This window comes from Citrobacter sp. KTE151, assembly GCF_000398845.1.
Lineage (GTDB): Bacteria > Pseudomonadota > Gammaproteobacteria > Enterobacterales > Enterobacteriaceae > Citrobacter > Citrobacter braakii.
On sequence record NZ_KB976063.1, the window covers coordinates 590,117 to 614,532 of the forward strand.

The 24,416-nt window shown below is 53.9% G+C and carries 22 protein-coding genes; 11 read left to right on the forward strand and 11 right to left on the reverse strand.

Annotation, left to right across the window (positions count from 1 at the left end; all coding sequences use genetic code 11):
* Window positions 1-33 precede the first annotated feature (33 nt).
* The 9 genes from potE to kdpF form a co-directional block, all read right to left on the reverse strand.
* Window positions 34-1,353 (reverse strand): putrescine-ornithine antiporter, encoded by a 1,320-nt coding sequence (gene potE / locus WC7_RS18555; protein WP_016152263.1) that lies wholly within the window; start codon window positions 1,351-1,353, stop codon window positions 34-36.
* On the reverse strand, window positions 1,350-3,548 hold the full coding sequence (speF, locus tag WC7_RS18550; RefSeq protein WP_016152264.1) for an ornithine decarboxylase SpeF: 2,199 nt from the start codon (window positions 3,546-3,548) through the stop codon (window positions 1,350-1,352). The genes potE and speF overlap by 4 nt, the downstream gene beginning before the upstream one ends.
* A 256-nt stretch (window positions 3,549-3,804) precedes the next feature.
* Window positions 3,805-3,909, reverse strand: coding sequence for a leader peptide SpeFL (gene speFL, locus WC7_RS26590; RefSeq protein ID WP_114149115.1), 105 nt, complete (start codon window positions 3,907-3,909; stop codon window positions 3,805-3,807).
* A 278-nt stretch (window positions 3,910-4,187) separates the two neighbouring features.
* Window positions 4,188-4,865: a two-component system response regulator KdpE gene (gene kdpE, locus WC7_RS18545; RefSeq protein ID WP_016152265.1), complete on the reverse strand. Its 678-nt coding sequence runs from the start codon at window positions 4,863-4,865 to the stop codon at window positions 4,188-4,190.
* On the reverse strand, window positions 4,862-7,546 hold the full coding sequence (gene kdpD, locus WC7_RS18540) for a two-component system sensor histidine kinase KdpD (protein ID WP_016152266.1): 2,685 nt from the start codon (window positions 7,544-7,546) through the stop codon (window positions 4,862-4,864). Before kdpD ends, kdpE begins: the two co-directional genes overlap by 4 nt.
* A 10-nt stretch (window positions 7,547-7,556) precedes the next feature.
* Window positions 7,557-8,123 carry a potassium-transporting ATPase subunit KdpC gene (gene kdpC / locus WC7_RS18535; protein ID WP_016152267.1) on the reverse strand — a complete coding sequence of 189 codons (567 nt, stop codon included), beginning with the start codon at window positions 8,121-8,123 and terminating at the stop codon, window positions 7,557-7,559.
* Window positions 8,124-8,131: 8 nt separating this feature from the next.
* Window positions 8,132-10,180 carry a potassium-transporting ATPase subunit KdpB gene (gene kdpB, locus WC7_RS18530; RefSeq protein ID WP_016152268.1) on the reverse strand — a complete coding sequence of 683 codons (2,049 nt, stop codon included), beginning with the start codon at window positions 10,178-10,180 and terminating at the stop codon, window positions 8,132-8,134.
* A gap of 20 nt (window positions 10,181-10,200) precedes the next feature.
* On the reverse strand, window positions 10,201-11,880 hold the full coding sequence (gene kdpA, locus WC7_RS18525; protein WP_016152269.1) for a potassium-transporting ATPase subunit KdpA: 1,680 nt from the start codon (window positions 11,878-11,880) through the stop codon (window positions 10,201-10,203).
* The gene (gene kdpF, locus WC7_RS0124385; protein WP_001670793.1) at window positions 11,880-11,969 is read right to left on the reverse strand and encodes a K(+)-transporting ATPase subunit F; all 90 of its coding nucleotides are present in this window, start codon (window positions 11,967-11,969) and stop codon (window positions 11,880-11,882) included. Before kdpF ends, kdpA begins: the two co-directional genes overlap by 1 nt.
* 308 nt (window positions 11,970-12,277) lie before the next feature.
* Between kdpF and WC7_RS18520 the strand changes: the two genes are divergently transcribed.
* The 3 genes from WC7_RS18520 (at window position 12,278) to WC7_RS18510 (ending at window position 15,103) form a co-directional block, all read left to right on the forward strand.
* Entirely contained in the window at window positions 12,278-12,484 is a 207-nt protein-coding gene (locus tag WC7_RS18520) for a YbfA family protein (RefSeq protein ID WP_003022870.1), read from the forward strand.
* Window positions 12,485-12,608: 124 nt separating this feature from the next.
* Window positions 12,609-14,027 (forward strand): deoxyribodipyrimidine photo-lyase, encoded by a 1,419-nt coding sequence (gene phrB, locus WC7_RS18515; protein WP_016152270.1) that lies wholly within the window; start codon window positions 12,609-12,611, stop codon window positions 14,025-14,027.
* 161 nt (window positions 14,028-14,188) lie between these two features.
* Window positions 14,189-15,103, forward strand: a complete 915-nt coding sequence (locus tag WC7_RS18510) for an Rpn family recombination-promoting nuclease/putative transposase (protein ID WP_016152271.1) — start codon at window positions 14,189-14,191, stop codon at window positions 15,101-15,103.
* A 49-nt stretch (window positions 15,104-15,152) separates the two neighbouring features.
* Here WC7_RS18510 and dtpD read toward each other — a convergent pair whose 3' ends face one another.
* A complete protein-coding gene (dtpD, locus tag WC7_RS18505; RefSeq protein ID WP_016152272.1) occupies window positions 15,153-16,634 on the reverse strand; it encodes a dipeptide permease DtpD in 1,482 nt (493 codons plus the stop codon).
* A 289-nt stretch (window positions 16,635-16,923) separates the two neighbouring features.
* Between dtpD and ybgI the strand changes: the two genes are divergently transcribed.
* The 8 genes from ybgI to nei are packed head-to-tail and all read left to right on the forward strand — an operon-like array spanning window position 16,924 to window position 23,219.
* Window positions 16,924-17,667 (forward strand): radiation resistance protein YbgI, encoded by a 744-nt coding sequence (ybgI, locus tag WC7_RS18500; RefSeq protein ID WP_016152273.1) that lies wholly within the window; start codon window positions 16,924-16,926, stop codon window positions 17,665-17,667.
* 15 nt (window positions 17,668-17,682) lie between these two features.
* Window positions 17,683-18,339, forward strand: coding sequence for a 5-oxoprolinase subunit PxpB (pxpB, locus tag WC7_RS18495; protein ID WP_016152274.1), 657 nt, complete (start codon window positions 17,683-17,685; stop codon window positions 18,337-18,339).
* Window positions 18,333-19,265, forward strand: coding sequence for a 5-oxoprolinase subunit PxpC (pxpC, locus tag WC7_RS18490; protein WP_016152275.1), 933 nt, complete (start codon window positions 18,333-18,335; stop codon window positions 19,263-19,265). Before pxpB ends, pxpC begins: the two co-directional genes overlap by 7 nt.
* Window positions 19,255-19,989, forward strand: coding sequence for a 5-oxoprolinase subunit PxpA (gene pxpA / locus WC7_RS18485; RefSeq protein ID WP_016152276.1), 735 nt, complete (start codon window positions 19,255-19,257; stop codon window positions 19,987-19,989). The genes pxpC and pxpA overlap by 11 nt, the downstream gene beginning before the upstream one ends.
* 55 nt (window positions 19,990-20,044) lie before the next feature.
* A complete protein-coding gene (locus tag WC7_RS18480) occupies window positions 20,045-20,767 on the forward strand; it encodes a DUF969 domain-containing protein (RefSeq protein ID WP_003831395.1) in 723 nt (240 codons plus the stop codon).
* Window positions 20,764-21,759, forward strand: a complete 996-nt coding sequence (locus WC7_RS18475) for a DUF979 domain-containing protein (protein WP_016152277.1) — start codon at window positions 20,764-20,766, stop codon at window positions 21,757-21,759. The genes WC7_RS18480 and WC7_RS18475 overlap by 4 nt, the downstream gene beginning before the upstream one ends.
* A 9-nt stretch (window positions 21,760-21,768) precedes the next feature.
* The gene (pcp, locus tag WC7_RS18470) at window positions 21,769-22,413 is read left to right on the forward strand and encodes a pyroglutamyl-peptidase I (protein ID WP_016152278.1); all 645 of its coding nucleotides are present in this window, start codon (window positions 21,769-21,771) and stop codon (window positions 22,411-22,413) included.
* Between the two features lie 14 nt (window positions 22,414-22,427).
* Complete coding sequence (gene nei / locus WC7_RS18465; RefSeq protein ID WP_016152279.1) at window positions 22,428-23,219, forward strand: endonuclease VIII; 792 nt, start codon at window positions 22,428-22,430, stop codon at window positions 23,217-23,219.
* Here nei and WC7_RS18460 read toward each other — a convergent pair.
* Window positions 23,216-24,262, reverse strand: a complete 1,047-nt coding sequence (locus WC7_RS18460) for an AbrB family transcriptional regulator (RefSeq protein ID WP_016152280.1) — start codon at window positions 24,260-24,262, stop codon at window positions 23,216-23,218. The two genes, nei and WC7_RS18460, sit on opposite strands and share 4 nt — an antisense overlap.
* Between the last annotated feature and the right edge of the window lie 154 nt (window positions 24,263-24,416).

Here is a 24,416-nt window from a genome sequence, read left to right on the forward strand (position 1 = left end):
CGTTAGCGCTACCGGGCTTTTTTATGCCAGGATTTAACTATGGTTATTTTTCAGTTCAAAACGCGGTGATACCAGGCCATACAGCGTCCAGCCGAGGAAGGTCACGATAGAACCATAAAGCATTGCTTCTTCGCCAGAGGAGTAGAGCGCATAGAAGCTGTACAATGCGCCAACAAACGCCACGAAGTTCGCCGGTTTCGCTTTTGATGACGGAACATTCGCCATTTTTTGAATAATTACCAGCGCGGCCATCGACAGAATATACGGAATGATGTTTGTCACCACCGCCAGGTTGACCAGCACGTTGAACTGACTGTTCAGTGACGGGCTGATAGTCATCAGCGATAAACCACTCTGGATGATCACGATAGCCAGCATCCCCTGTACCGGCGCGTCTACTTTGGTCACGCGGGAGAAGATTTTAGGGAAGTAACCCCCATCAGCCGACGATTTGAATACCTGAGCGATAGTGAACTGCCAGCCCAGCAGTGAACCGCAGCAGGACATCACCATCAGCGCCATGATCACCTTACCGACTTCCGGGGTGAACATTTGTGCAAAGGCTAAACCGAACGGTGCCGTAGAGTTCGCCAGATCCATATTCGGCACAATCCCGGCTATCACGTTGGTGGAGATGATGTAAATCACCGCCGCGCCCAGCGTACCGCCCAATACGGCGATGGGCACGTTGCGTTCCGGGTTGTCTACCACTTCAGCGTTGGCGCAGGCCGATTCCAGACCCAGAAAAGCCCACAAGGTCATCGCAATGGAAGAGCCGACAGCCGTGAAGAACGGGACGTGGTGTGGATTCCAGGAGTTAGCGTACAGCGTCGGACTGAACCAGAACCAGCCGATGATACACAGACCGACAACCGGAATAATGACGCCCCAAACGGTGATGCTGCTGATCTGCCCGGTAATGCGCGCACCGCCAAAGTTAGCCACGGTACAGATCCACAGTACACCAATGGTTGCCAGGCCAATCTGCACCGGTGTCAGTGTGGCGCCAAACAGCTCGGTACCGTAGCCAACGGCGGAGATGGCGATAGCCACGTTGGCGATTAACAGCGAAACGCCATAAGTGTAGTTCGCCATAAAGTTACCGGATTTGCCAAAGGCGTATTCAGCGTAACCACCCATACCACCGGATTTACGGCTGAACATACCGCATTTTGCGAAGGCCCAGGCCAGCGCCATTGAACCGACAGCAGTCACCAGCCACGAGATGATCGAGATAGTACCGACTTCCGCAAGCTTGGTGGGCAACATGATGATTCCGGATCCCATCATATTAACCATGGTCAGGATGGTGAGCTGGACGACGCCCATTTTGTTGGATTTGGCTTTGCTCATAACATTTCCCCTTTCAACAGAGCGTGTTGCGCGCTTTGTTGCTTAATCACGTAGCACCACACCTGTTTACGACCGTCGTGTTCTTCGATGTAGACACCCTGGAGTTCAGGCGCAAAACCCGGTAGCAAATTGATTCCTTCTTCCAGTGCGCTGAAGTAACGTAATACTGAACCGCCCCAGATTTCACCCGGAACCACACACAGCACGCCCGGAGGATAAGGCAGCGCGCCTTCTGCCGCGATGCGACCTTCAGCGTCCGGCAGACGCACCAGTTCAACTTCACCACGCAGATATGCATAATTGGCATCCTGGGGATTCATGCTGACGCGCGGGAAATGTGCCTTACGGAACATCTCTTTCTGTAGCTGCTTCACGTTGTGACGCGCATACAAATCGTGCATCTCCTGGCACAGCTGGCGCAGGGTGTAACCGGCGTAACGGGCTTCATGCTGCTTGTAGATCGAGGGCAGAACCTCGGCTAGCGGGGCATCGGCTTCCAGCAGTTTTTCGAAACGTACCAGCAGGGCGACAAGCTGCTGCAACTTCGCCATATCTTCTGCGGGGGTCAGCAGGAACAGGATGGAGTTGAGGTCGCATTTTTCGGGCACCACACCATTTTCGCGCAGGAAGTTAGCCAGAATGGTAGCCGGAACACCGAAGGTATCGTATTCGCCGTTACGTGCATTAATACCCGGAGTGGTGAGCAGCAATTTGCATGGATCCACAAAGTACTGGTGTTCGGCATACCCTTCAAAAGCATGCCAGTGTTCACCGGGGACAAAATGGAAGAAACGCAGGTCGCTGGCGATTACAGCGGTGGGATAAGCCTGCCACGGTTTACCCTCTACTATCTCCGGCACGAACGGGCGGATATGGTGGCAGTTTTCCAGGATCAACTTACGAGTATCAATTCCGTTGACGACGCAGTCCATCCACATGTTGCGCCCGCTGACGCCTTCATGCATTTTGGCGTTGATGTCCAGTGCGGCAAAGAGCGGATAGAACGGGCTGGTGGAGGCGTGCATCATGAACGCGTTATTCATTCGTTTATGAGGCACGTAGCGAGACTGGCCTTTAATATGGCTGTCTTTTTTGTGGATCTGCGAAGTCTGAGAGAAGCCTGCCTGTTGTTTGTGCACTGACTGGGTGACCAGAATGCCGGGGTCATTTTCGTTAAGATCCAGCAACAGCGGAGAGCAATCGGCCATCATCGGAATAAACTGCTCATAGCCAACCCACGCGGAGTCAAACAGGATGTAGTCGCACAGATGACCGATCTTATCCACCACCTGACGGGCGTTATAGATTGTGCCGTCGTAGGTACCTAACTGAATCACTGCCAGACGGAATGGACGCTCATCTTTCGAACGTTGTGGCGCAACTTCACTCACCTGTTCACGTAGATAGCCTTCTTCAAAGCAGTGCGCGTCGATCCCGCCGATAAAGCCGTACGGGTTACGCGCGGTTTCCAGATATACCGGCGTTGCCCCGGCCTGCAATAACGCGCCGTGGTGGTTTGACTTGTGGTTGTTGCGGTCGAATAACACCAGATCGCCTGGGGTGAGCAATGCGTTAAGCACCACTTTGTTCGATGAGGAGGTCCCGTTCAGTACAAAGTAGGTCTTATCCGCGTTGAAAACTTTAGCTGCGTGCTGTTGTGCGATGCAGGGAGCGCCTTCGTGAATCAGCAGATCACCCATTGCGACATCGGCATTACACAAATCGGAGCGGAAAAGTGTTTCGCCGAAATATTCGACAAACTGATTACCCGCAGGATGGCGACGGAAAAACTCGCCTCCCTGATGACCAGGACAATCAAAAGCGCTGTTGCCCTGATTGACATAGTCGACAAGCGCACGGAAGAACGGCGGACGTAACTGTGTTTCATAATGGCTGGCGGCGGTTTCTAACTGCCGGCCATAAAAGGCGGTACGGGCTTCATTACATTCAAATACACCTGAAATCCGCGGCAGATGTTCAGATGGAACACGTTCTTCATTTTCAGTGGCGATAAAAACAGGAATCCCATAGCCGGTGGCGCCAATTTCATCGAGTTTTCCACGTTCAATATCATTGATGGATAACACGATAGCAGCAACATCAATAAAATTACTTTCATCGATATTTACGCAAGAACGCTGCGTAGAAAAACAATCAGGACAGGAACGGCTTACGGCAATTTTTAATTCTGACATTTTCATCTCTTTATTTTTAGGTAATAGCAGGTCCTCAATTTCTCAAATGAGAAATTGATAACTCCGGAAAAAAAAGCAAAGTAATACCGCTGATAAATAAATCAGTAAATTGCTTTTTTGAAGATGCAATAAACCCTAACCGGTCCGGTCACAGGTAATACAGGGTTATGCAGGGAGAGCACTGCGGATACAGGCGTTAACCTGCGATACAGAGAGTCAGGAAGACCTGTATACTTGAGTGCCCTTAGTCGGAAGACTAACGGGCATTAAAGAAATGAAAGTCGAAACTGTTGCGGTGGGCAAACATCATAATATGCGTTGTTCGCCTTATATGTGGCATTGTACGGCTATTATTTTCCATTTTAGTTACCTTTACTGGATAAGTGGAAGGTGCGGGTATTTTATCCAGGAAATGGCTATGAACTGTGAAGAAGATCAATAAAAAACGATCGTTTATAAAATATTTAGTCGCCATTTATGCATAGTGCGAGACAAGATGCTGCTTTGTTGTTTGTGTGTTATTTATTTGTGTTTTATTATTTTTTTACAATATTCTACTGGCTGCATAATAAGTATTATGCAGTGGAGTGAGTAATGAAAAATATATTTATTAATTAATCAGAAAAAATGAATAAGAATTCACGGCATAAACCGATAGCCAATTCCGGTTTCGGTCAGAAAATGACGCGGACGGGCCGGGTCCAGTTCCAGCTTCTGGCGCAGGTGTCCCATATAAATACGTAGATAATGACTGTGTTCGACGGCGTTTGGTCCCCAAACCTGATTTAACAACTGGCGTTGCGTCAGTACCTTCCCGGCATTATTTAGCAGAACCGCTAACAGGCGAAACTCAATCGGCGTCAAATGAATTTCCTCGTCACCTCGGTGAACGAGGCGTGCGGCAATATCCACTTTGACGTTGGAAAAATGTACCACCGGTTCGGGAGACGCACCGCTGGCGTGGCGACGCAATGCCACGCGCAATCTCGCCTGTAGCTCGCCAATACCAAAGGGTTTACTGAGATAGTCATCGGCACCGGCATCCAGCGCAGCAATTTTATCGCTTTCCTCACTGCGGGCTGAAAGCACAATCACCGGAATCGCGCTCCATTGTCGCAGGTCGCGAATAAAATCAATGCCGTCGCCGTCCGGCAGGCCGAGATCGAGAATGATGAGATCGGGTTTTCGCGTGGCGGCTTCCAACAGACCACGTTGCAGCGTTTCCGCTTCATATACACGCAGGCCATCGGCTTCCAGCGCGGTGCGCAGAAAGCGGCGAATGGCATGTTCATCTTCAACAATCAGTACGTTCGTCACATATCCTCATGAAAATCTTCAAGTTCAGGGGGAATTTCCTGGGGCAGTGTAACACGAAAACAGGCTCCTCCTTGCGCGCGATTGTGGACCGAAATAGTACCGCCGTGCACGTCCACAATAGCCTGACAAATTGCCAGCCCCAGCCCAACGCCGGGTACCGATGACTCTTTATTTCCCCGGGAAAATTTGTCAAAAACGCGCTGTTCCATACCCGACGGAATACCCGGCCCATTATCCCAGACGTCCAGTTGCAGATGTGCGCCATCGACGCTGGCATCAATACCGATTTGTGCCTGTGGACCCGCGTATTTGACGGCGTTTTCCAGCAGGTTAATCAGCACCCGTTCAAAGAGCGGACCATCGACGTGAATCAGTGTTAACGGTTCAGGTAACGACAGATTTATTGGGGCAGAGAGACCGGGCTCCAGCATCTGCAGGGCGCTGCCGACCACCTCTTCCAGCGTTAACCACTCCTTCTTAAGATTAAAGCCGCCAGACTGAATTCGCGCCATATCCAGCAGGTTATTAACCAGTCGGGTAGTATTCAGAACGTGCTGGCGAATCTCACTGGCCTGGCGCGCGTGCGGCGATCCCTCGCTGGCCAGATCCAGCGTTAAGATTTCCGCCTGACCGAACAACACCGTCAACGGCGTGCGCAAATCGTGGGACAGAGCAGCGAGCAGGGCGTTGCGAATGCTTTCGCGCTCGCTGGCAAACCGCGCCTGCTCTTCGCTGGCGGTCAGCGTCAGGCGCTCCAGCGCACTGGCTACCAGTAGAGTGAAGGTTTCCAGCAGGCGTTGCTGTTCGGGGATCATAAGCTGGCGTAAATTTCCCGGTTCGACTACCAGCAGCCCATGCGTTTTATCGGCGCTTTTTAACGGTAAAATCTGATACGGCACGCCCGGTAACGTGTCGGTGCCTGCACCGGCCGGTTGCCCTTTGTCAAAGCTCCATTGGGCAATGGCGTCATCCCACGGCGTCATGCCCTGTTGATGGGTGAGCGGGGCCAGCTTGCCGTTCTCACCGGGCAGTAAAACCTGGCTGCGGGCCTGAAACGTTGAAGCGATAAACTGTTCACTGGTGGCGGCGATATCCGTCTGACTCCGACCGACGGCCAGCGCTTTCGACATCTCATACAAATGACGCGTACGCTGTTCACGATAACGCGCAACCCGCGCCTGATAACGCACCCCGGCGGTCAGATTACCAATAACCAGCCCTACCGTTAGCATTACGGCAAAGGTGAGCAGATACTGAACGTCTGAAACGGCCAGCGTCCCGCGTGGGGCAATAAAGAAGAGATCGAAGCTGGCGACGTTAATAAAGGTTGCCAGCACTGACGGCCAGCGTCCGTAAAAGAGTGCGATAACCACCACACCCAATAAATAGATCATCACCAGGTTGGCGGCGTCAAAGGCCATTAGCCACTGCATGGCGATTAGCGTAATGATGGCGCACAGCGCAACGGCAACCACACAACCCTGAATTTGTACCCGCCATTTATCCTTAAAGGTGCGACTATCAGCTGTTTGCAGCACAGGGCGTGAAGGGGGTTCATTGAGCGCAACAATCATCAGGTCGAGATCCGGTGCGCGATGAGCGAGTTTGTCGGCAAAGGAATCGCTACGCCACCAGCGACGCGTAGTCGGACGCCCGAGCACAATTTTTCCCAGATTATGCTCACGGGCATAGTGGACTACCGCTTTGTCTTCGGCGGGATCGGACAGGGTGGCTGTTTCTGCGCCTAACTCCTGAGCCAGCCGCAGAGCGCTTAAAATTGCGCGGCGTTGTTTTTCGGGCAGTCGGTGCAGCGCGGGCGTTTCGACATACACCGCATGCCAGACGCTGCCGAGACGCGCCGCCAGACGTGCGGCGGCGCGTACCAGTTTTTCGCTGCCGGTATTGTGCCCAATGCACAGTAAAATAGCGTCGCGGGTATGCCAGACTTTCTCTTCTCCCGGACGTCCTCGCCAGGCGCGCATCTGATCGTCTACCCGATCAGCCGTGCGGCGCAGGGCCAGTTCACGTAGCGCGATCAGATTACCTTTGCGAAAGAAATGCTCGATTGCTCTTTCAGCCTGACCGGCGATATAGACCTTGCCTTCGTTCAGGCGCTGGCGTAAATCGTCGGGGGGGAGATCGACCAGCACCACATCGTCGGCGGCATCGAAAAAAGGGTCGGGTACGGTTTCACGAACCTGAATGCCGGTAACGCCGCTGACCACGTCATTGAGACTTTCCAGATGCTGCACGTTAACGGTAGTAAAGACATCAATCCCGGCTTCCAGCAGCTCTTCAATGTCCTGCCAGCGCTTAGGATGCCGTGAGCCTGGCGCATTACTGTGCGCCAGTTCATCCATCAAAATGAGCGCCGGACGGCGGGCCAGCGCCGCGTCGAGATCGAACTCATTGATATGGCGGCCGTGACGCGCTTGTCGCTTTAGCGGCAAGATGCTGAGGCCGTCCAACAGCGCGGCGGTCTCTTTGCGTCCATGGGTTTCCACCACGCCAATCAGCACATCTAACCCTTGCGCCCGCAGTCGCTGGGCCTCTGCCAGCATGGCCCAGGTTTTGCCGACGCCAGCACAGGCACCGAAGAAAATTTTCAGTTTTCCCCGGTGCGGGGCCGTGGTCTGCTCCAGCAGGCGATCGGGGTCGGGGCGTAAGGGTTCGTTATGCATGTCCTTTTTCTCAGTGCTTATCCAGCGCTAAATTAAGTTCCACCAGGTTCACCACCGGCTGACCGATAAAACTGACCAACGGCTTGTGCGTATATTGTGCAACCAACCGCGTAACCTCTTCAACGCTGAGGTTGCGAGCCTGCGCCACGCGGGGAATTTGCCAGGCCACCGCGGCTGGCGTCAGGTTGTTATCCAGCCCGCTGGAAGAAGCTGTTACCAGCTCTACCGGGACGGCAGGACTGGCCTGCGGGTTGGCGGCACGCAGTGCGGCAATCCGGCTTTGCAGCTGTTTATCCAGTTCCGGGTTGCTGGCTGCCAGATTACTGCCGCCTGAAGCCATTGGATTATAGGGCATTTCAGCTGTGGCAGACGGACGCCCCTGAAAATAACCGGCAGCGGTAAAATGTTGCCCGATGAGCTCTGAGCCGCGAACAACCTGACCTTCGCTAAGAAGCGAACCGTTAGCCTGGTGGGGAAACCACCACTGCCCCAGCGCGGTCGTCAGCAACGGGTAAGCCCCGCCGGTGATAAGCATCAGGAAAATCAATGTTGATAATGCAGGACGTAATCCACTCATCTGAAACCTCACACCAGACCCAGCAGGGTCAGTAGTAAATCAATCGCTTTGATACCGATAAACGGCACAACCAAACCGCCCAGACCATAGATCCACAAATTGCGGCGCAACATCGCGGATGCGGACAAAGGTTTGTAGCTCACGCCTTTTAGCGCCAGCGGGATCAGAAAGACGATAACCAGCGCGTTAAAGATAACCGCGCTGAGGATCGCCGAGTCTGGCGAATGCAGTCCCATCACGTTCAGCGCATTGAGTTGCGGATAGGTGGCGGCGAAGGCGGCCGGGATAATAGCGAAATACTTCGCGACGTCGTTGGCAATACTGAAAGTGGTCAGCGAACCGCGCGTCATCAGCATTTGTTTACCAATGTGCACTACTTCAATCAGTTTGGTGGGGTTGGAGTCGAGATCCACCATGTTACCTGCTTCTTTCGCTGCCTGAGTTCCCGAGTTCATGGCGACCGCAACGTCGGCCTGCGCCAGGGCTGGAGCGTCATTGGTTCCATCGCCGGTCATTGCCACCAGACGACCTTCCGCTTGATACTGACGAATCAGCGCCAGCTTGGCTTCCGGCGTGGCTTCAGCTAAGAAGTCATCCACTCCGGCCTCAGCGGCGATCGCAGCAGCGGTCAGGCGGTTATCGCCGGTGATCATCACCGTTTTAATCCCCATTTTGCGCAGTTGAGCAAAACGTTCTTTGATCCCGCCTTTCACAATATCTTTCAGCGCAATCACGCCCAGTACGTGGGAGCCTTCGGCAACCACCAGCGGCGTTGCGCCAAGGCGAGCGACGCTTTCGACCTTCTGCTCCACATCGGCGGGAAAGTGGCCGCCGTTGGCTTCAACGTGCCGACGAATGGCATCGACCGACCCTTTGCGGATCATTCGGTTGTCGATGTTGATGCCGCTCATCCGGCTTTGGGCGGTAAACGGCACAAAGGTAGCGTGCAGCGATTGCACGTCGCGAATACGCAGATTAAAGCGCTGTTTTGCCAGGATCACGATGCTGCGGCCTTCCGGCGTTTCATCGGCCAGCGATGAAAGCTGTGCGGCGTCGGCCAGCGTTTTTTCGTCCACGCCGTGGGCGGGCAGAAAATCCGAAGCCTGACGGTTACCCAGCGTAATGGTGCCTGTTTTATCCAGCAGCAGTACGTCTACGTCACCTGCCGCCTCTACTGCACGTCCGCTGGTAGCGATGACATTTGCGCCCAGCATGCGGCTCATCCCGGCGACGCCAATCGCTGAGAGCAGCCCACCTATCGTTGTAGGGATCAAACACACAAGCAAGGCAACCAGCACCGTGATGCTGACCGCACTACCACCCCAGGCGGAAAACGGCCATAGCGTGGCGGTCGCCAGCAAAAAGATAATGGTCAGGGCAATCAGCAGGATCGTCAGGGCGATTTCATTGGGCGTTTTACGCCGCTGCGCGCCTTCAACCATGGCGATCATCCGGTCGAGGAACGTTTCACCGGGGTTTACGCTGCATTCGATAACCAGCCAGTCGGAGAGGATGCGGGTCCCGCCGGTGACGGAGGCGAAATCGCCACCGGATTCACGAATCACAGGCGCGGATTCACCGGTAATGGCACTTTCATCTACTGATGCGCCACCTTCAATGACCTCGCCGTCACACGGGATAATATCGCCAGCTTCCACCAGCACGATATCCCCTTTCCGTAAATCATCGGCAGGAACGTGATCCATTGCCGCGCCGTATTTGGGTTCGCGAAGTTTACGGGCAAAGGCGGTTTTTTTGACTCCTTTTAGGCTATTAGCCTGAGCTTTACTGCGACCTTCTGCCAGCGCCTCAGCGAAGTTGGCGAACAGAACGGTAATCCACAGCCACAGACTTATCGCGCCGGTAAACCACGGGCTGCCCTGCATATGACCTGTTGCCATCGCCACCGTTAACAGGGTTGTTAACAAACTGCCCAGCCAGACGATAAACATCACCGGGTTACGCCACTGGGTATGTGGGCTTAATTTTTTCACTGCGTCCATCAGCGCCTGTGCGACCAGAGAGGGTTCGAACAGCGCCAGTTGCTTGCGACTCATAGTAATGTGCTCCGCATCACTCAGTGTAATGACAGGTATTCTGCGACCGGGCCAAGCGCCAGGGCAGGAACAAAGGTGAGAGCGCCAACCAGTAACACCGTACCGATTAACAACCCGACAAACAGCGCGCCGTGGGTAGGTAGCGTGCCTGGGCTTGCTGGCTGGATCTTTTTACTGACCAGCGACCCGGCAATAGCCATCACGGGGATGATCACGCCGAAGCGACCGAAGAACATGCACAGGGCCAGCAGGCAGTTCCAGAACGGGCTATTGGCGCTTAATCCGGCAAAGGCGCTACCGTTGTTGTTCGAGGCAGACGACACGGCATACAGGACTTCACTAAACCCGTGAGGACCTGGATTAAGCATGGCGCTGCGCCCGGCATCGCTCATCATGGCGATCGCTGTACCGAGCAGGACCAGCGTAGGGGTGACCAGAATCGCCAGCGCGGTCATTTTCATTTCGCGCACGTCGATTTTCTTACCCAGATACTCCGGCGTACGGCCAATCATTAACCCGGCGATAAATACCGCCAGCAGCACGAACAGCAGCATGCCGTACAGACCTGAACCCACACCGCCGAAGACCACTTCACCAATCTGCATCAGCCACATAGGTACCATGCCGCCCAGTGCGGTAAAGGAGTCATGCATCGCATCGACAGCCCCGCAGGATGCTGCTGTGGTGACGACGGAAAAGAGACTCGTGGCCAGCACGCCAAAGCGGCTCTCCTTGCCCTCCATGTTGATATTGCTGTCGGCACCGAATGCCATCAGGTGCGGGTTGCCCTGAACTTCGGCCCACATCACGACGGCAACGCAGACCACAAAAATCAGTGACATGGCCCACAGTAAGGTCCGCCCCTGACGACGATCGCCCACCACATCCCCAAAGGCAAAACACAGCGCGGTGGGAATTAAGAAAATAGCCAGCATCTGTACCAGATTGGTCAGTGCGGTTGGGTTTTCAAACGGATGCGATGAGTTAGCGTTAAAGAACCCCCCTCCGTTAGTGCCGAGCATCTTAATCGCTTCCTGTGAGGCGACTGGCCCCATTGGCAGCAGCTGTTTCACCCCTTCAAGGGTGGTGATGGGCTGATAGGGCAATATGTTTTGCAATGTGCCTTGCTGAATGAAGAACAGGGCAATGAGCAACGCAATGGGGACGAGGATCCACAGCGTAATGCGAACCAGATCGACCCAGGCGTTGCCCAGGGTGTTCATACTCTGGCGTGTGAAAGCGCGGGTCAGGGCAAAAATCACCGCAATTCCGGTCGCCGCAGACAGGAAATTCTGCACGGTCAACCCGGCCATCTGGCTGAAATAGCTTAAGGTGGTTTCGCCAGCATAGGATTGCCAGTTGGTATTAGTGACAAAACTCACCGCCGTGTTGAGCGCCAGATCCCACGAAAGCCCTGGCAGTTGCTGGGGATTTAACGGTAGCAGGTTTTGCGCCATCAGCATCGAAAACAGGACCAGCAGGCCCAGCGCATTGAGAGCGAGGATAGCCAGCAGATACTGCCGCCAGTTCATCTCCTGCTGCGAGATGCCCAGACCGCGCCAGAGTAAATGCTCCGCGCCAACCAGACCCGGCAGGGGCGTATTGTTGATCAGTCGAGCCAGCCCAAATCCCAACGGTCTGGCGATGACAAATAGCACCAGCAAGAAACTGGCAATGAGTAAAAATCCTTGGGCTGCCATCAGAACGCCTCCGCATTGATCAGGGCATAGACCAGGTAACCTAATAATAAAAAGACCAGCACAATGCCGGTTATCACGCCTGCACTCACAGTGCACCTCCAGTGGCATAAATGTGATAACCAGAGCGTAGGTTTTTGCTTGCAAAGATTTCGCAAAAATCAGCGGGTGGGGTGTAAAAAAAGTATAAAAATGGCAAAAACCATTATTTAACTAATGGTTAGTATTAATTTAACCTTTATGTAACTTAATTACGGTTTTATGCTAAACGGAGCATCAATAGATAAAAATAAGTGGTCGGATGAGTAGCAAAATTACACACAAGGCGGTATTATTTTCATCAGTTAACCAAGTTTATTTTTCCGGTGCTATTCACCGAACAGATATATGGGAGAGGATTATGGACTTTTATAAAGAATATCCAGCACACATTGTTTTCTTGCGCCGTACCTTTGCCGTAGTGGCGGGCGTGCTGGCGCTACCGGTCATGCTGTTCTGGAAAGACCGCGCTCGTTTTTACAGCTACCTGCACCGCGTCTGGTCTAAAACCAGTGATAAACCGGTGTGGATGGAGCAGGCTGAAAAAGCCACCTGCGATTTCTACTAAGTTATCGTTCTTGCTCAAGAAAACCGCTCACAGTAATGTGGCGGTTTTTTTTATGCGCCGACGTCTACACTTGTCGGTGTAATAGATAACGAGTGGCAATGATTAATTTATATCCGGGAGTATTATGACCACCCATCTGGTCTGGTTTCGACGTGATTTACGTCTGCATGACAACCTCGCGCTGGCGGCGGCTTGTCGGGATCGTACTGCGCAGGTCATCGCGCTATATATCTATACTCCTGAGCAGTGGAAGGCGCACGAAATGGCCCCACGTCAGGCGGCATTTGTGAGTGCGCAGTTGAATGCGTTGCAGACGGCGCTGGCGGAAAAAGGCATCCCGCTTCTGTTTGATGAAGTCGCAGATTTTGCGGCCAGCGTGGAAACCGTCAAAAACGTCTGCGCACAGCATAGCGTCAGCCGATTGTTTTATAACTATCAATACGAAATAAACGAACGTCAGCGTGATGTCGCCGTTGAGAAGGCATTACCCCATGTGGTGTGTGAAGGGGTTGACGACAGCGTGATCTTGCCTCCGGGGGCGGTCATGACCGGCAATCACGAAATGTATAAAGTCTTTACACCGTTTAAAAATGCCTGGCTGAAGCGGATTAAAGAGGGTATTCCAGAATGCGTTAGCGCGCCGAAGGTGAGAGAAAGCGGCGCTCTTGACGCTCCGTTAACATCAATAACGCTGAGCTATCCGCAGCAAGATTTTGATGCGCAGCGGTTTGTGGCAGAAGAAAAACTGGCTATCGCGCAATTACGCCAGTTTTGCCAGCAGGCCGCGAGAGAATATGAGCAACGGCGTGATTTCCCCGCGGTTGATGGTACCAGTCGATTATCCGCGAGCCTGGCGACAGGGGGATTGTCGCCGCGCCAGTGCCTGAATCGACTGCTCGCGGAGCAGCCGCAGGCGCTTGAAGGAGGGGAAGGCAGCGTCTGGCTGAACGAACTTATCTGGCGTGAATTTTATCGTCATCTGATGACTTACCATCCGGCGCTGTGTCGGCATCAACCGTTTATCCGTTGGACCGATCGCGTGCAATGGCAGAATAATCCGGCACATTTGCATGCCTGGCAAACAGGGAACACGGGATACCCGATTGTGGATGCGGCGATGCGTCAGCTCAACGCCACGGGCTGGATGCATAATCGATTACGCATGATTACAGCCAGTTTTTTAGTGAAAGATCTGCTGATCGACTGGCGTAAAGGCGAGCAATATTTTATGTCGCAACTGATCGATGGCGATCTGGCGGCCAATAACGGCGGCTGGCAGTGGGCGGCCTCAACCGGGACCGACGCCGCACCGTATTTCCGTATCTTTAACCCCACGACTCAGGGCGAAAAATTTGACCGCGACGGCGAGTTTATCCGCCAGTGGCTGCCGGAACTACGCGATGTGCCGGGTAAAGCCATTCATGATCCGTGGACGTGGGCTGAAAAAGCGCAGGTTACGCTTAACTATCCTCATCCGATTGTCGATCATAAACAGGCAAGACTGGCGACGCTGGCGGCCTATGAGGCGGCGCGCAAGGGATAAGTATGTGACGGATTTCTGCGTAATGCCTTCCAGCAGAATGAACATGTTGCAGTCGGGAGCTATTAGCGCTGAAACGTGCTCTCAGTACCGTGAATACCCTGCTGCATAAGTTTTCCCTCAGCAGTAAATTTCCGTCATCTTCATTCAGATGACGGAAATTAATGACAACGCCAACGACATCCACACCGCACGATGCGGTGTTTAAAACGTTTTTACATCATCCCGAAACTGCGCGGGATTTTCTCGACATTCACCTGCCAGCTGAACTGCGGACGCTTTGCGATTTGAATTCGCTGAAGCTGGAGTCAGAAAGCTTTATTGAAGCGGATTTACGTTCGCGCTACTCCGACGTGCTCTGGTCTTTGCACACACGCGACGGCGACGGTTATATCTATGTGGTTTTAGAGCATCAAAGTTCAGCCGAGCCGCATATGGCTTTTCGTCTGTTGCGTTATGCGATGGCGGCGATGCAGCGCCATCTGGACGCAGGGCATAAGGAGCTGCCGCTGGTGATACCGATGCTGTTTTATCATGGCTGCCGAAGCCCCTATCCGTACTCGTTGTGCTGGCTGGATGCCTTTGCCGACTCCGTGGCGGCAAGAGAACTTTATTCCAGCGCATTTCCGTTGGTGGACATAACGGTGGTACCCGATGATGAGATCATGGCTCACAGGCGAATGGCGCTGCTGGAATTAATGCAAAAACATATCCGTCGGCGGGATTTGATGGGGCTGGTAGAGCAACTGACCACGCTGCTACTTACTGGATGCGCTAATGACACGCAATTACAAGCGATGTTTAATTACATTCTACAATCTGGCGATGAATCTCGCTTTAATGAGTTTATGCAAGAGATGACACAACGGATCCCCCAACACAAGGAGAGGCTGATGACTATTGCAGAGCGGTTACGGTTAGATGGATTACAGGAAGGACTACAACAAGGACTACAACAAGGAAAACAAGAAGCGGCATTGCGTATAGCGCAAACCATGTTGGAGCAGGGAATAGAACGCGAAATGGTAAAACTGGTGACCGGTGTTTCAGAAGCGGATTTGGCTGTAAACCATGCATAATCTCCAGAAAAACAGGCCCGAATCTTATTACATCATCGGGCCTGTAAACTCAGGACTCTACCGCCAGCGGACGATTTCTGAACTTCAACGACTGGTACAGCCAAATCAGCAGTACCAGCACCACACAGGCCAGCGCGCCCCAGGTTATTTCGCTAAAGACATCAATATATGCATTGATGGAATAGTTGATAGCGCCCGCTGAGTCAAACGAACCTTGTGAGGTTTGATCGGCGATAACGCCGGCCAGGTAGTTGGCGATGGCCCCGGAAAGCAGCATGTAAATACCCGTTAATACGCCGGTCACCCCTGGGATCTCGATACGTGTAATCTGAGACATAGCCACCGGATCGATAAACAGCTCGGCAAAGCCCATGACCGCCAGCCCCAATACCATCAGCGGCATGGAAGAGTGACCGTAAGCCGCGGACCAGCGGGCGCTCAAGGTCAGAATACAGAATCCGGCGCTCATTAAACCGAGGCCAAGGGCAAATTTACCCCAGATACGTACGGTACGATTACCGCTAACGCTTTCTTTGACCACCCAGGCCAGCACGATACCGCACAGCATAACGGCAAAGGCGTTAACCGACTGGAACATCGCGGTAGGGACGGAATATCCCAGAATATCGCGGTTAACGAAGCGGTCGATATACAGGCTAATCGAACTGCCGCCCTGTTGAGCAAAGGCCCAGAACAACAGACTGAAGAAGGTCAGCGTAACGATAAGCCCCAGTTCTTTGCGCTGTTTCTGGGTCTGCGCCTGGCGGTAAATCTTCGCCAGAACCGCCAGACCAATAACAGTAGCAACGATCAGTGCGTAAACGGACCACTCTTTCCAGAACAGAACGGTAATCAGCAGCGGTGCTGCAACCAGCAGAACTAACAACCAGGCCCAGTTTGGCAGCATATATTTTTTCGCACACAGAACGGCCTTGTTGACGCCGGTGGTATGGGCGAAATGGCGATTACCGCATACGAAAATCACCAGCCCCGCCAGCATGCCAATCGCCGCCAGCGCAAAGCCCATCGCCCAACTGTACTCTTCCTGCACGTAGCCGCAGGCAATGGGCGCGATGATTGAACCAATATTACCGGCAGCGTAGAGCAGAGAGAATCCACCGTCACGGCGAGGGTCTTCAGGCTGATACAACTCGCCTAACAGGCAACTGATGTTGGATTTAAACAGACCGTAGCCACAGACAATAATCGCCAGCGACAAATAAAGGAACGCCGGGGCCATTTCGCTGGCGCCCAATACCAGATGCCCCACTGCCATTAAAAATGCGCCGATCATCACCGCCATTCGATTGCCGAGCACTTTATCGGCCAGGTATCCCCCAAGTATGGGCGTGACGTAGACCAGCGAGCAGTAGGCGCTGAACAGTTCATATGCGTGATTATCGTCGTACTTAAGCTGGTTAGTGAGATACAGGATCAGCAATGCACGCATGCCGTAAAAACTGAAGTATTCCCAAATTTGTAGCGCAACGACGTAATAAATCGCCCGTGGTTGAGATGCTTGTTTATTCATTATTTTCTCGAAGTAAATGCCTCGCGACAGGCTGAACGTGCTGCGCGAGTGTGTTTCCTTAAAGTTTTAACTTTGATACAGATCTGATTATTTTTGCAATATGCTGTCTGATTGCATAAATATACATGAAATAGATCGCGTGGGGGTAAGCAAATTGCGTTCAAATCGGGTGTGATTGTTTCTTGATGTGTCAGTGAAATGTCTATCGACGAACGCAAGCGGGAACGCTATTTTAACCTAAGCTGTGTTGCTGATTGGGCAGACAGAATTTATGACTACGAGGACGATGATGAAAAACACCGAACTGGAACAACTGATCAACGACAAACTGAACAGCGCCGCCATTAGCGACTATGCGCCGAATGGTTTGCAGGTTGAGGGCAAAGAGACGGTGCATAAAATCGTGACCGGCGTGACCGCAAGTCAGGCGTTACTGGACGAGGCGGTACGCCTGCAGGCGGATGCGGTCATCGTTCATCACGGTTATTTCTGGAAAGGCGAATCGCCGGTTATTCGCGGTATGAAGCGCCATCGTCTGAAAACGCTGTTGGAAAATGATATCAACCTGTATGGCTGGCACCTGCCGCTGGATGCTCACCCGGAACTGGGTAATAACGCGCAGCTGGCAGCGCTGTTGGGGATCACCGTCATGGGTGAAATCGAGCCGCTGGTGCCATGGGGAGAACTCTCCATGCCGGTTCCGGGGCTGGAGCTGGCATCGTGGATTGAAGCGCGTTTAGGCCGTAAACCGTTATGGTGCGGTGATACCGGGCCGGAAAAAGTTCAGCGCGTCGCCTGGTGTACAGGGGGCGGTCAGAGTTTCATTGATAGCGCAGCCCGGTTTGGTGTCGATGCCTTTATCACCGGTGAAGTTTCAGAGCAAACCATTCACTCAGCCCGCGAGCAAGGGTTGCATTTTTATGCTGCTGGTCACCATGCGACCGAACGCGGCGGCATTCGCGCATTAAGCGAATGGCTGAATGAAAATACCGATCTGGACGTAACCTTTATCGATATTCCTAATCCAGCGTAATAAAGAGGGACGAAAGTGCAGCGAGCGCGTTGTTATCTGTTAGGTGAAAGTGCGGTGGTTCTTGAGCTGGAACCTCCCATTACGCTGGCGACTCAGAAACGCATCTGGCGTCTGGCCCAGCGTCTGGTTGATGCCCCGAATGTGCTGGAAGCTATTCCGGGAATGAACAATATCACGGTTACCCTGCGCGACCCGAAAACGCTGGCGCTGGATGCGATTGAACGCCTGCAGCGCTGGTGGGAAGAGAGTGAGGCGCTGGAGCCGGACTCGCGCTTTATTGCAATTCCCGTGACCTATGGCGGTGAGTTCGGCCCCGATCTGGCAGAGGTCGCCCGGCACAGTGGATTAAGCGACAAGCAGGTCGTCGAACTTCATGCGTCGGTTGATTATGTGGTGTGGTTTATCGGTTTTCAGCCGGGATTTCCCTATCTCGGGAGCTTACCTGAACCACTCCATACTCCGAGGCGTGCGGAACCGCGTCTGCTTGTTCCGGCAGGTTCTGTCGGTATTGGCGGATCCCAAACGGGGGTCTATCCGCTTTCCACGCCAGGTGGATGGCAATTGATTGGCCGTACCTCCGTTGCGTTATTTGATCCAAAACGGCAGGAGCCGATTCTGTTACGGGCTGGCGATACCGTGCGTTTTGTCCCGCAGAAGGAGGGGATATGTTAAACATCATTCGCGCTGGCATGTACACCTCAGTACAGGACGGGGGACGCCATAGTTTTCGTCAATCCGGAATCAGTCACTGTGGCGCGCTGGATAAACCGGCGCTGAACGTTGCTAACCTGCTGGTAGGTAATGATGCGAATGCCGCTGCGCTGGAAATCACACTGGGGCAGTTGGTGGTGGAATTTGAAACCGATGGCTGGTTTGCCTTGACCGGTGCGGGATGTGAAGCGCACCTGGATCGTACTCCCGTATGGAGCGGATGGCGGCTGCCGGTGAAAGCCGGGCAGCGTCTGACGCTAAAACGTCCACATCACGGCATGCGCAGCTATCTGGCGGTAGCGGGCGGTTTTGATGTGCCCGAAGTAATGGGCTCGCGCAGTACCGATCTCAAAGTCGGAATTGGCGGGCTGGAAGGGCGTCTGCTGCGCGATGGCGATCGGCTGCCAATTGGCGCATCGACCCGGCAATTCAGCGGGCCACAGGGCGTAAAACAGCTGATGTGGGGCAACCACATTCGTGCGCTCCCCGGGCCTGAATACCAGGAGTTTGACGAAGTATCGCAGGCTTCTTTCTGGCGCTCCCCGTGGCAACTGAGTCCGCAAAGCAACCGTATGGGGTATCGCTTGCAGGGGCAGTCGCTGACGCGCACGACCGATCGCGAGCTATTGTCGCATGGTTTGCTCCCTGGCGTAGTGCAGGTTCCGCATAATGGTCAGCCCATCGTGCTGATGAACGATGCTCAGACGACGGGCGGCTATCCGCGTATCGCCTGTATCATCGAAGCAGATATGTATCATCTGGCGCAGATCCCGCTCGGCCAGCCGATCCATTTTGTGCAGTGTTCGCTGGAGGAAGCGCTTAAGGCGCGCCACGATCGGCAGCGTTATCTGGAACAGTTAACATGGCGACTTAACAATGAAAATTGATCTCAACGCAGACCTCGGTGAGGGATGCCCTAACGATGCAGCGCTGCTGCAACTGGTGTCATCAGCCAACATCGCCTGTGGGTTTCACGCCGGTGATGCGCAGACGATGCTTTTAAGCGTGCGCGAAGCGCTAAAAAATGGCGTAGCGATAGGCGCGCATCCGAGTTTTCCGGATCGGGAAAATTTTGGCCGTAGCGCCATGACCCTGCCTGTGGAAACGGTGTATGCGCAGACGCTGTATCAAATTGGTGCGCTGGCTGCCATCACGCGTGTTCAGGGCGGCGTAATGCGTCATGTTAAACCGCACGGTATGCTTTATAACCAGGCGGCGAAAGATCCTCAGTTGGCGGATGCTATTGCTAAAGCGGTGTATGCCTGCGATTCGTCGCTGGTTCTGGTAGGGCTGGCGGGAAGCGAACTGATTCGTGCCGGAGAACGCTATGGTCTGGTAACACGTCAGGAGGTTTTTGCCGATCGGGGTTATCAGGCGGATGGCAGTCTGGTGCCGCGCAGCCAGCCGGGCGCATTGATTGAGGATGAAGAGCAGGCGCTGGCGCAAACGCTAGAAATGGTGCAATCCGGCAGAGTAAAAAGCCAGAGTGGAACGTGGGCGAGCGTGACAGCCCAGACGGTATGCATTCACGGGGATGGTGAGCACGCACTCGCTTTTGCCCGTCGCTTGCGAGCCGCATTCAATGCATGCAATATTCAAATTAGCGCATAAATTTATTCATACAAAACAATAATATATTACACAACAACATATACAGGACTGAATTATGGGAGAGGTAATTTCTCTCTGGCCATTGACGGGGATCGCCGTCATCGTGGTCGGATTTCTTTTACGTTTTAACCCGGTATTGGTGGTCATTATTGCCGGGATCGTCACGGGGCTGGCGGCGCATATGCCGATCGCCACTATCCTTGAGAAGCTGGGTGAAGGTTTTCTTAACACCCGCAACCTGCCATTTATCCTGCTGATCCCGCTGGCGGTTATTGGCCTGCTGGAACGCCACGGACTCAAAGAGCGTGCTCAGGCGTGGATTGCAAAAATCCGCAGCGCCACCAGTGGTCGTCTGCTTATTGTCTATCTGTTCATTCGCGAAGCGACCGCTGCGTTAGGGCTGACCAGTCTGGGGGGGCATCCGCAGATGGTGCGTCCGCTGCTGGCGCCGATGGCGGAAGGGGCCGCAGAGAAAAATCACGGCGAGATACCTGGGGCGGTACGCTATCGTCTGCGCGCCATGTCAGCTGCGACCGATAACGTCGGACTGTTCTTCGGTGAAGATATCTTTGTTGCCTTCGGCGCCATCATTTTTATGCACAACTTTATGCTGGAGTCTGGTGGGATCCAGACCGAACCGCTGCATATTGCCTTGTGGGGGATCCCAACGGCAATTTGTGCATTCCTGATCCACGGTACGCGTCTGTGGCGTCTGGATAGCTATTTGCAACGTGAGGTGGCGAAAGCGAATGCCGCAGCGAAAGGGGAAGCGAAATGAATTTTCAACAAAGCTATCTCTACTGGCTGGCGGGAGCGGTATTACTGATTGTGGCACTGATGTCCTGGCAGGACAAAGCGAACCCGCGTCGCTTCACCACCGGCCTGTTTTGGGGCATATATGGCGTACTGTTTCTGCTTGGCGACTGGACATACTCGCTGTTTGGCGACAAACGCACGGTGCATATTGCCGTTGGCGTTGCGGTGGTCGTGCTGGCCCTGATCGCCGGTTTTGGCGGCGTGAAGCTGGGAAGCTACCATCAACGAACGCAGCAACAGCGCGAAGAAAGCGCCAGTCGTCTGGGTAACCGCCTGTTTTTCCCGGCGCTGGCAATTCCGGTGGTAACGGTTATTGGCGTGCTGATGTTCAACCATATTCCGGGCTTACAGGATGCGCTGTTTGGGCCGGGTAATCACGCCACGCTGGTGACGCTCTTTTCTATGACCGCAGGCTCGTTGATTGGTCTGGCGATGGCGATAAAAATGACCCATGAGCGGGTTCATCAACCGATTCAGGAGGCGCGCCGTCTGCTGGACTCCATCGGCTGGGCGTTCATCCTGCCGCAGATTTTGGCCACGCTCGGGCTGTTGTTTACGGCAGCGGGCGTAGGCAGCGGTATTTCCTGGCTAACGCAAGAATACCTGGCGGTGGATAGCCGCTTTATCGCAGTGGCGGTGTACACCCTCGGCATGGCATTGCTGACGATGGTCATGGGCAATGCGTTTGCCGCTTTCCCGATCGTGACCGCCGGAATTGGGATTCCGATCCTCGTGCTGCAGCACGGCGGCAATCCGGCAGTAATGGCGGCAATTGGTATGTTCTCTGGCTATTGCGGGACGTTAATGACGCCGATGGCGGCAAACTTTAACATTGTTCCTGCAGCGCTGCTGGAGCTGCCGGATAAAAACGCGGTGATTAAAGCGCAGGTGCCAACCGGCATACTGCTGCTGCTGGTCAACGTGTTCCTGATGTATTTCCTGATGTTCTTGTAAGGTGACAGGATGAAAACAGTACTCATCACGGGATTTGAACCCTTTGGCGGCGAGTCAGTTAACCCTTCCTGGGAAGTGGTCTCGGGCCTCGACAATGCTATCATCGGCGGATGCCGCATCGTTGCTCGCCAACTGCCGTGCGTCTTTGGCGAGTCTCTTGCCGTACTCAATGGTGCGATTGACGCGCTGTCGCCATCACTGGTGCTGGCGGTGGGGCAGGCGGGTGGGCGCACGGATATCACCGTGGAGCGCGTGGCGATCAACGTTGACGATGCGCGTATTGCGGATAATCAGGGTCAACAGCCGGTAGATGTGCCGATTGTGGCCGATGGTCCGGCGGCATGGTTTAGTTCGTTGCCGATCAAAGCGATGGTTGTTGCCATGCGCAATGCGGGAATTCCGGCTTCGGTTTCCCAAACCGCGGGCACTTTCGTTTGTAACCACGTGATGTATGGCCTACTGCATAAACTACGTGACGTTCCGGCGGTGAAGGGAGGATTTATTCATATTCCTTATTTGCCGCAACAGGCTGCACAGCACCCCGGGGCGCCAAGTATGGCAGCGGACACGGTGCGCCGGGCGCTGGAAGTTGCGATTGCCATCGCGTTGCAGGTGGAGAGTGATATCGCAGTGACGGGCGGTGCAACACATTAAAAAAGGACAGTATTATGCCTGAAGGCCCGGAGATCCGCCGCGCGGCGGATAACCTGGAGGCGGCAGTCAAAGGCAAACCCCTGACCGATGTCTGGTTTGCCTTTGAGCAGCTAAAACCGTATCAATCTCAACTGATTGGGCAGAGTGTTACCCAGCTTGAAACGCGGGGTAAAGCATTGCTGACCCATTTTTCTAATGGATTGACGCTGTACAGCCACAATCAGCTCTATGGCGTGTGGCGAGTGGTGGATACCGGCAAAATACCGCAGACTTCGCGGGTACTGCGTGTCAGGTTGCAAACACACGACAAAACTATTCTGCTCTATAGCGCCTCTGATATCGACATGCTGACGCCGGAACAGCTCGCTACCCACCCGTTCCTGCAACGGGTTGGGCCGGACGTCCTGGATTTACGTTTAACGCCCGATGACGTGAAAGCGCGTCTGTTATCCCCGCGTTTTCGCAATCGCCAGTTTTCTGGCCTGCTGTTGGACCAGGCGTTTCTGGCGGGATTAGGTAACTACCTGCGGGTAGAGATTCTCTGGCAGGTAGGGCTGACCGGGCAGCATAAAGCGTCGACGCTCGGAGATGAGCAGTTGGATGCGCTGGCGCATGCGCTGCTTGATATTCCTCGTTTGTCCTATAACACCCGCGGGCTGGTGGATGAGAACAAACATCACGGCGCGCTGTTTCGCTTTAGGGTCTTTCACCGGGATGGTGAAGCCTGTGAGCGCTGTGGCGGAATCATCGAAAAAACGACGCTCTCTTCACGACCCTTTTACTGGTGTCCAGGATGTCAGCACTAAGCGGGATGCTTTGGCGCGTGTACTGAAATAAACCGCGCCACCGCCGGGCCAGTCAATAAAATACTGAATAGCCGCAGGGTTTGCATCGCCATGATCAGCGCCATATCGGCGTGACTCCCCGCGGCAATCACCGCAACAGAATCCACGCCGCCTGGACTGGTCGCCAGATAGGCGGTAAGAAAATCTATCTGCATGTAATGCGCCAGTCCCCAGGCCATAGCGGCACAGATCGCCATCAGTGAAAAAATGGACAAGAGGATTTGCGGTAAGGGGCGCAACGCTATTAAAAAGATCTGCTTGTCAAAACCCAGGCCGATTTGCCAGCCGATGGCCATATAGGCAATCGCCAGCAACCATTCCGGCAGTTCGATCACCATCACGCCACCGGCATTCAGCAATGCGCCTGCCAACATCGGTAGCAACATGACGCCAGAGGGGATACGCAATAGACGCCCGGCCGTACCGGCAACGGCGGCCAGCGCCAGGGTACTGAACAGATTGCTGCTCAGCGGCGGAAACCAGGCGATTTGCTCACTGACCGTTTGGGCCTGGTCGCCCATCATCACTCGGGTGACCAGTGCCGCCGCACCAACCACCAACAGTACGCGCAGATACTGCATAAACGCCACCAGCCGGATGTCGGCACCATATTCCTGCGCCATCGCCACCATTGCCGCCGCACCGCCAGGTGACGAGCCCCATGCACCGGTGTTTCCCGGTAGGTTACTGTAGCGAACCAGCAGCCAGCCGATTACCGCGCTGCTCATAAGGGTCGCCAGCAGGATGATAATCACCATCGGCCAGTGGGCCGTAAGGGTCGTTAAGATTGAGCCAGTCAGGTTTTGGGCAATCATGCAGCCGAGAATCGCCTGCGCGCCAAGAAATGTGCAGCGGGGAGGGTGCAGTGAGATGCCGCGCATACTGAATATAATGCCGACGATCATCGAACCGAGCAGCAGCGGTCCTGGAAGGTGTATAAACAAAAAGAACAGGGAAAGAAGGAGCGATAGCAGAAACAACAGACTCCACTGCAAAACAGGCATCCCATGCTCCTGAGTGAAATGACGGAAATCTCAGTAAATCATAGAGAAAGCATGATGAGAATAAAATAATATGCATCAAAAAAACAGGTCGGATTCTGGCTTCAATGCCTTGTCCGACCCGGGAGAATTAATGGCTGTAAGCCGGACAGGCGCT

What these genes read in the sequence shown, in the direction of transcription:
- potE (WP_016152263.1), bottom strand. Translation starts at nt 1,353, where the DNA reads ATGAGCAAAGCCAAATCCAACAAAATGGGCGTCGTCCAGCTCACCATC.
- speF (WP_016152264.1), bottom strand. Translation starts at nt 3,548, where the DNA reads ATGTCAGAATTAAAAATTGCCGTAAGCCGTTCCTGTCCTGATTGTTTT.
- speFL (WP_114149115.1), bottom strand. Translation starts at nt 3,909, where the DNA reads ATGGAAAATAATAGCCGTACAATGCCACATATAAGGCGAACAACGCAT.
- kdpD (WP_016152266.1), bottom strand. Translation starts at nt 7,546, where the DNA reads ATGCATAACGAACCCTTACGCCCCGACCCCGATCGCCTGCTGGAGCAG.
- kdpC (WP_016152267.1), bottom strand. Translation starts at nt 8,123, where the DNA reads ATGAGTGGATTACGTCCTGCATTATCAACATTGATTTTCCTGATGCTT.
- kdpB (WP_016152268.1), bottom strand. Translation starts at nt 10,180, where the DNA reads ATGAGTCGCAAGCAACTGGCGCTGTTCGAACCCTCTCTGGTCGCACAG.
- kdpA (WP_016152269.1), bottom strand. Translation starts at nt 11,880, where the DNA reads ATGGCAGCCCAAGGATTTTTACTCATTGCCAGTTTCTTGCTGGTGCTA.
- WC7_RS18520 (WP_003022870.1), top strand. Translation starts at nt 12,278, where the DNA reads ATGGACTTTTATAAAGAATATCCAGCACACATTGTTTTCTTGCGCCGT.
- phrB (WP_016152270.1), top strand. Translation starts at nt 12,609, where the DNA reads ATGACCACCCATCTGGTCTGGTTTCGACGTGATTTACGTCTGCATGAC.
- WC7_RS18510 (WP_016152271.1), top strand. Translation starts at nt 14,189, where the DNA reads ATGACAACGCCAACGACATCCACACCGCACGATGCGGTGTTTAAAACG.
- dtpD (WP_016152272.1), bottom strand. Translation starts at nt 16,634, where the DNA reads ATGAATAAACAAGCATCTCAACCACGGGCGATTTATTACGTCGTTGCG.
- ybgI (WP_016152273.1), top strand. Translation starts at nt 16,924, where the DNA reads ATGAAAAACACCGAACTGGAACAACTGATCAACGACAAACTGAACAGC.
- pxpC (WP_016152275.1), top strand. Translation starts at nt 18,333, where the DNA reads ATGTTAAACATCATTCGCGCTGGCATGTACACCTCAGTACAGGACGGG.
- pxpA (WP_016152276.1), top strand. Translation starts at nt 19,255, where the DNA reads ATGAAAATTGATCTCAACGCAGACCTCGGTGAGGGATGCCCTAACGAT.
- WC7_RS18480 (WP_003831395.1), top strand. Translation starts at nt 20,045, where the DNA reads ATGGGAGAGGTAATTTCTCTCTGGCCATTGACGGGGATCGCCGTCATC.
- WC7_RS18475 (WP_016152277.1), top strand. Translation starts at nt 20,764, where the DNA reads ATGAATTTTCAACAAAGCTATCTCTACTGGCTGGCGGGAGCGGTATTA.
- pcp (WP_016152278.1), top strand. Translation starts at nt 21,769, where the DNA reads ATGAAAACAGTACTCATCACGGGATTTGAACCCTTTGGCGGCGAGTCA.
- nei (WP_016152279.1), top strand. Translation starts at nt 22,428, where the DNA reads ATGCCTGAAGGCCCGGAGATCCGCCGCGCGGCGGATAACCTGGAGGCG.
- WC7_RS18460 (WP_016152280.1), bottom strand. Translation starts at nt 24,262, where the DNA reads ATGCCTGTTTTGCAGTGGAGTCTGTTGTTTCTGCTATCGCTCCTTCTT.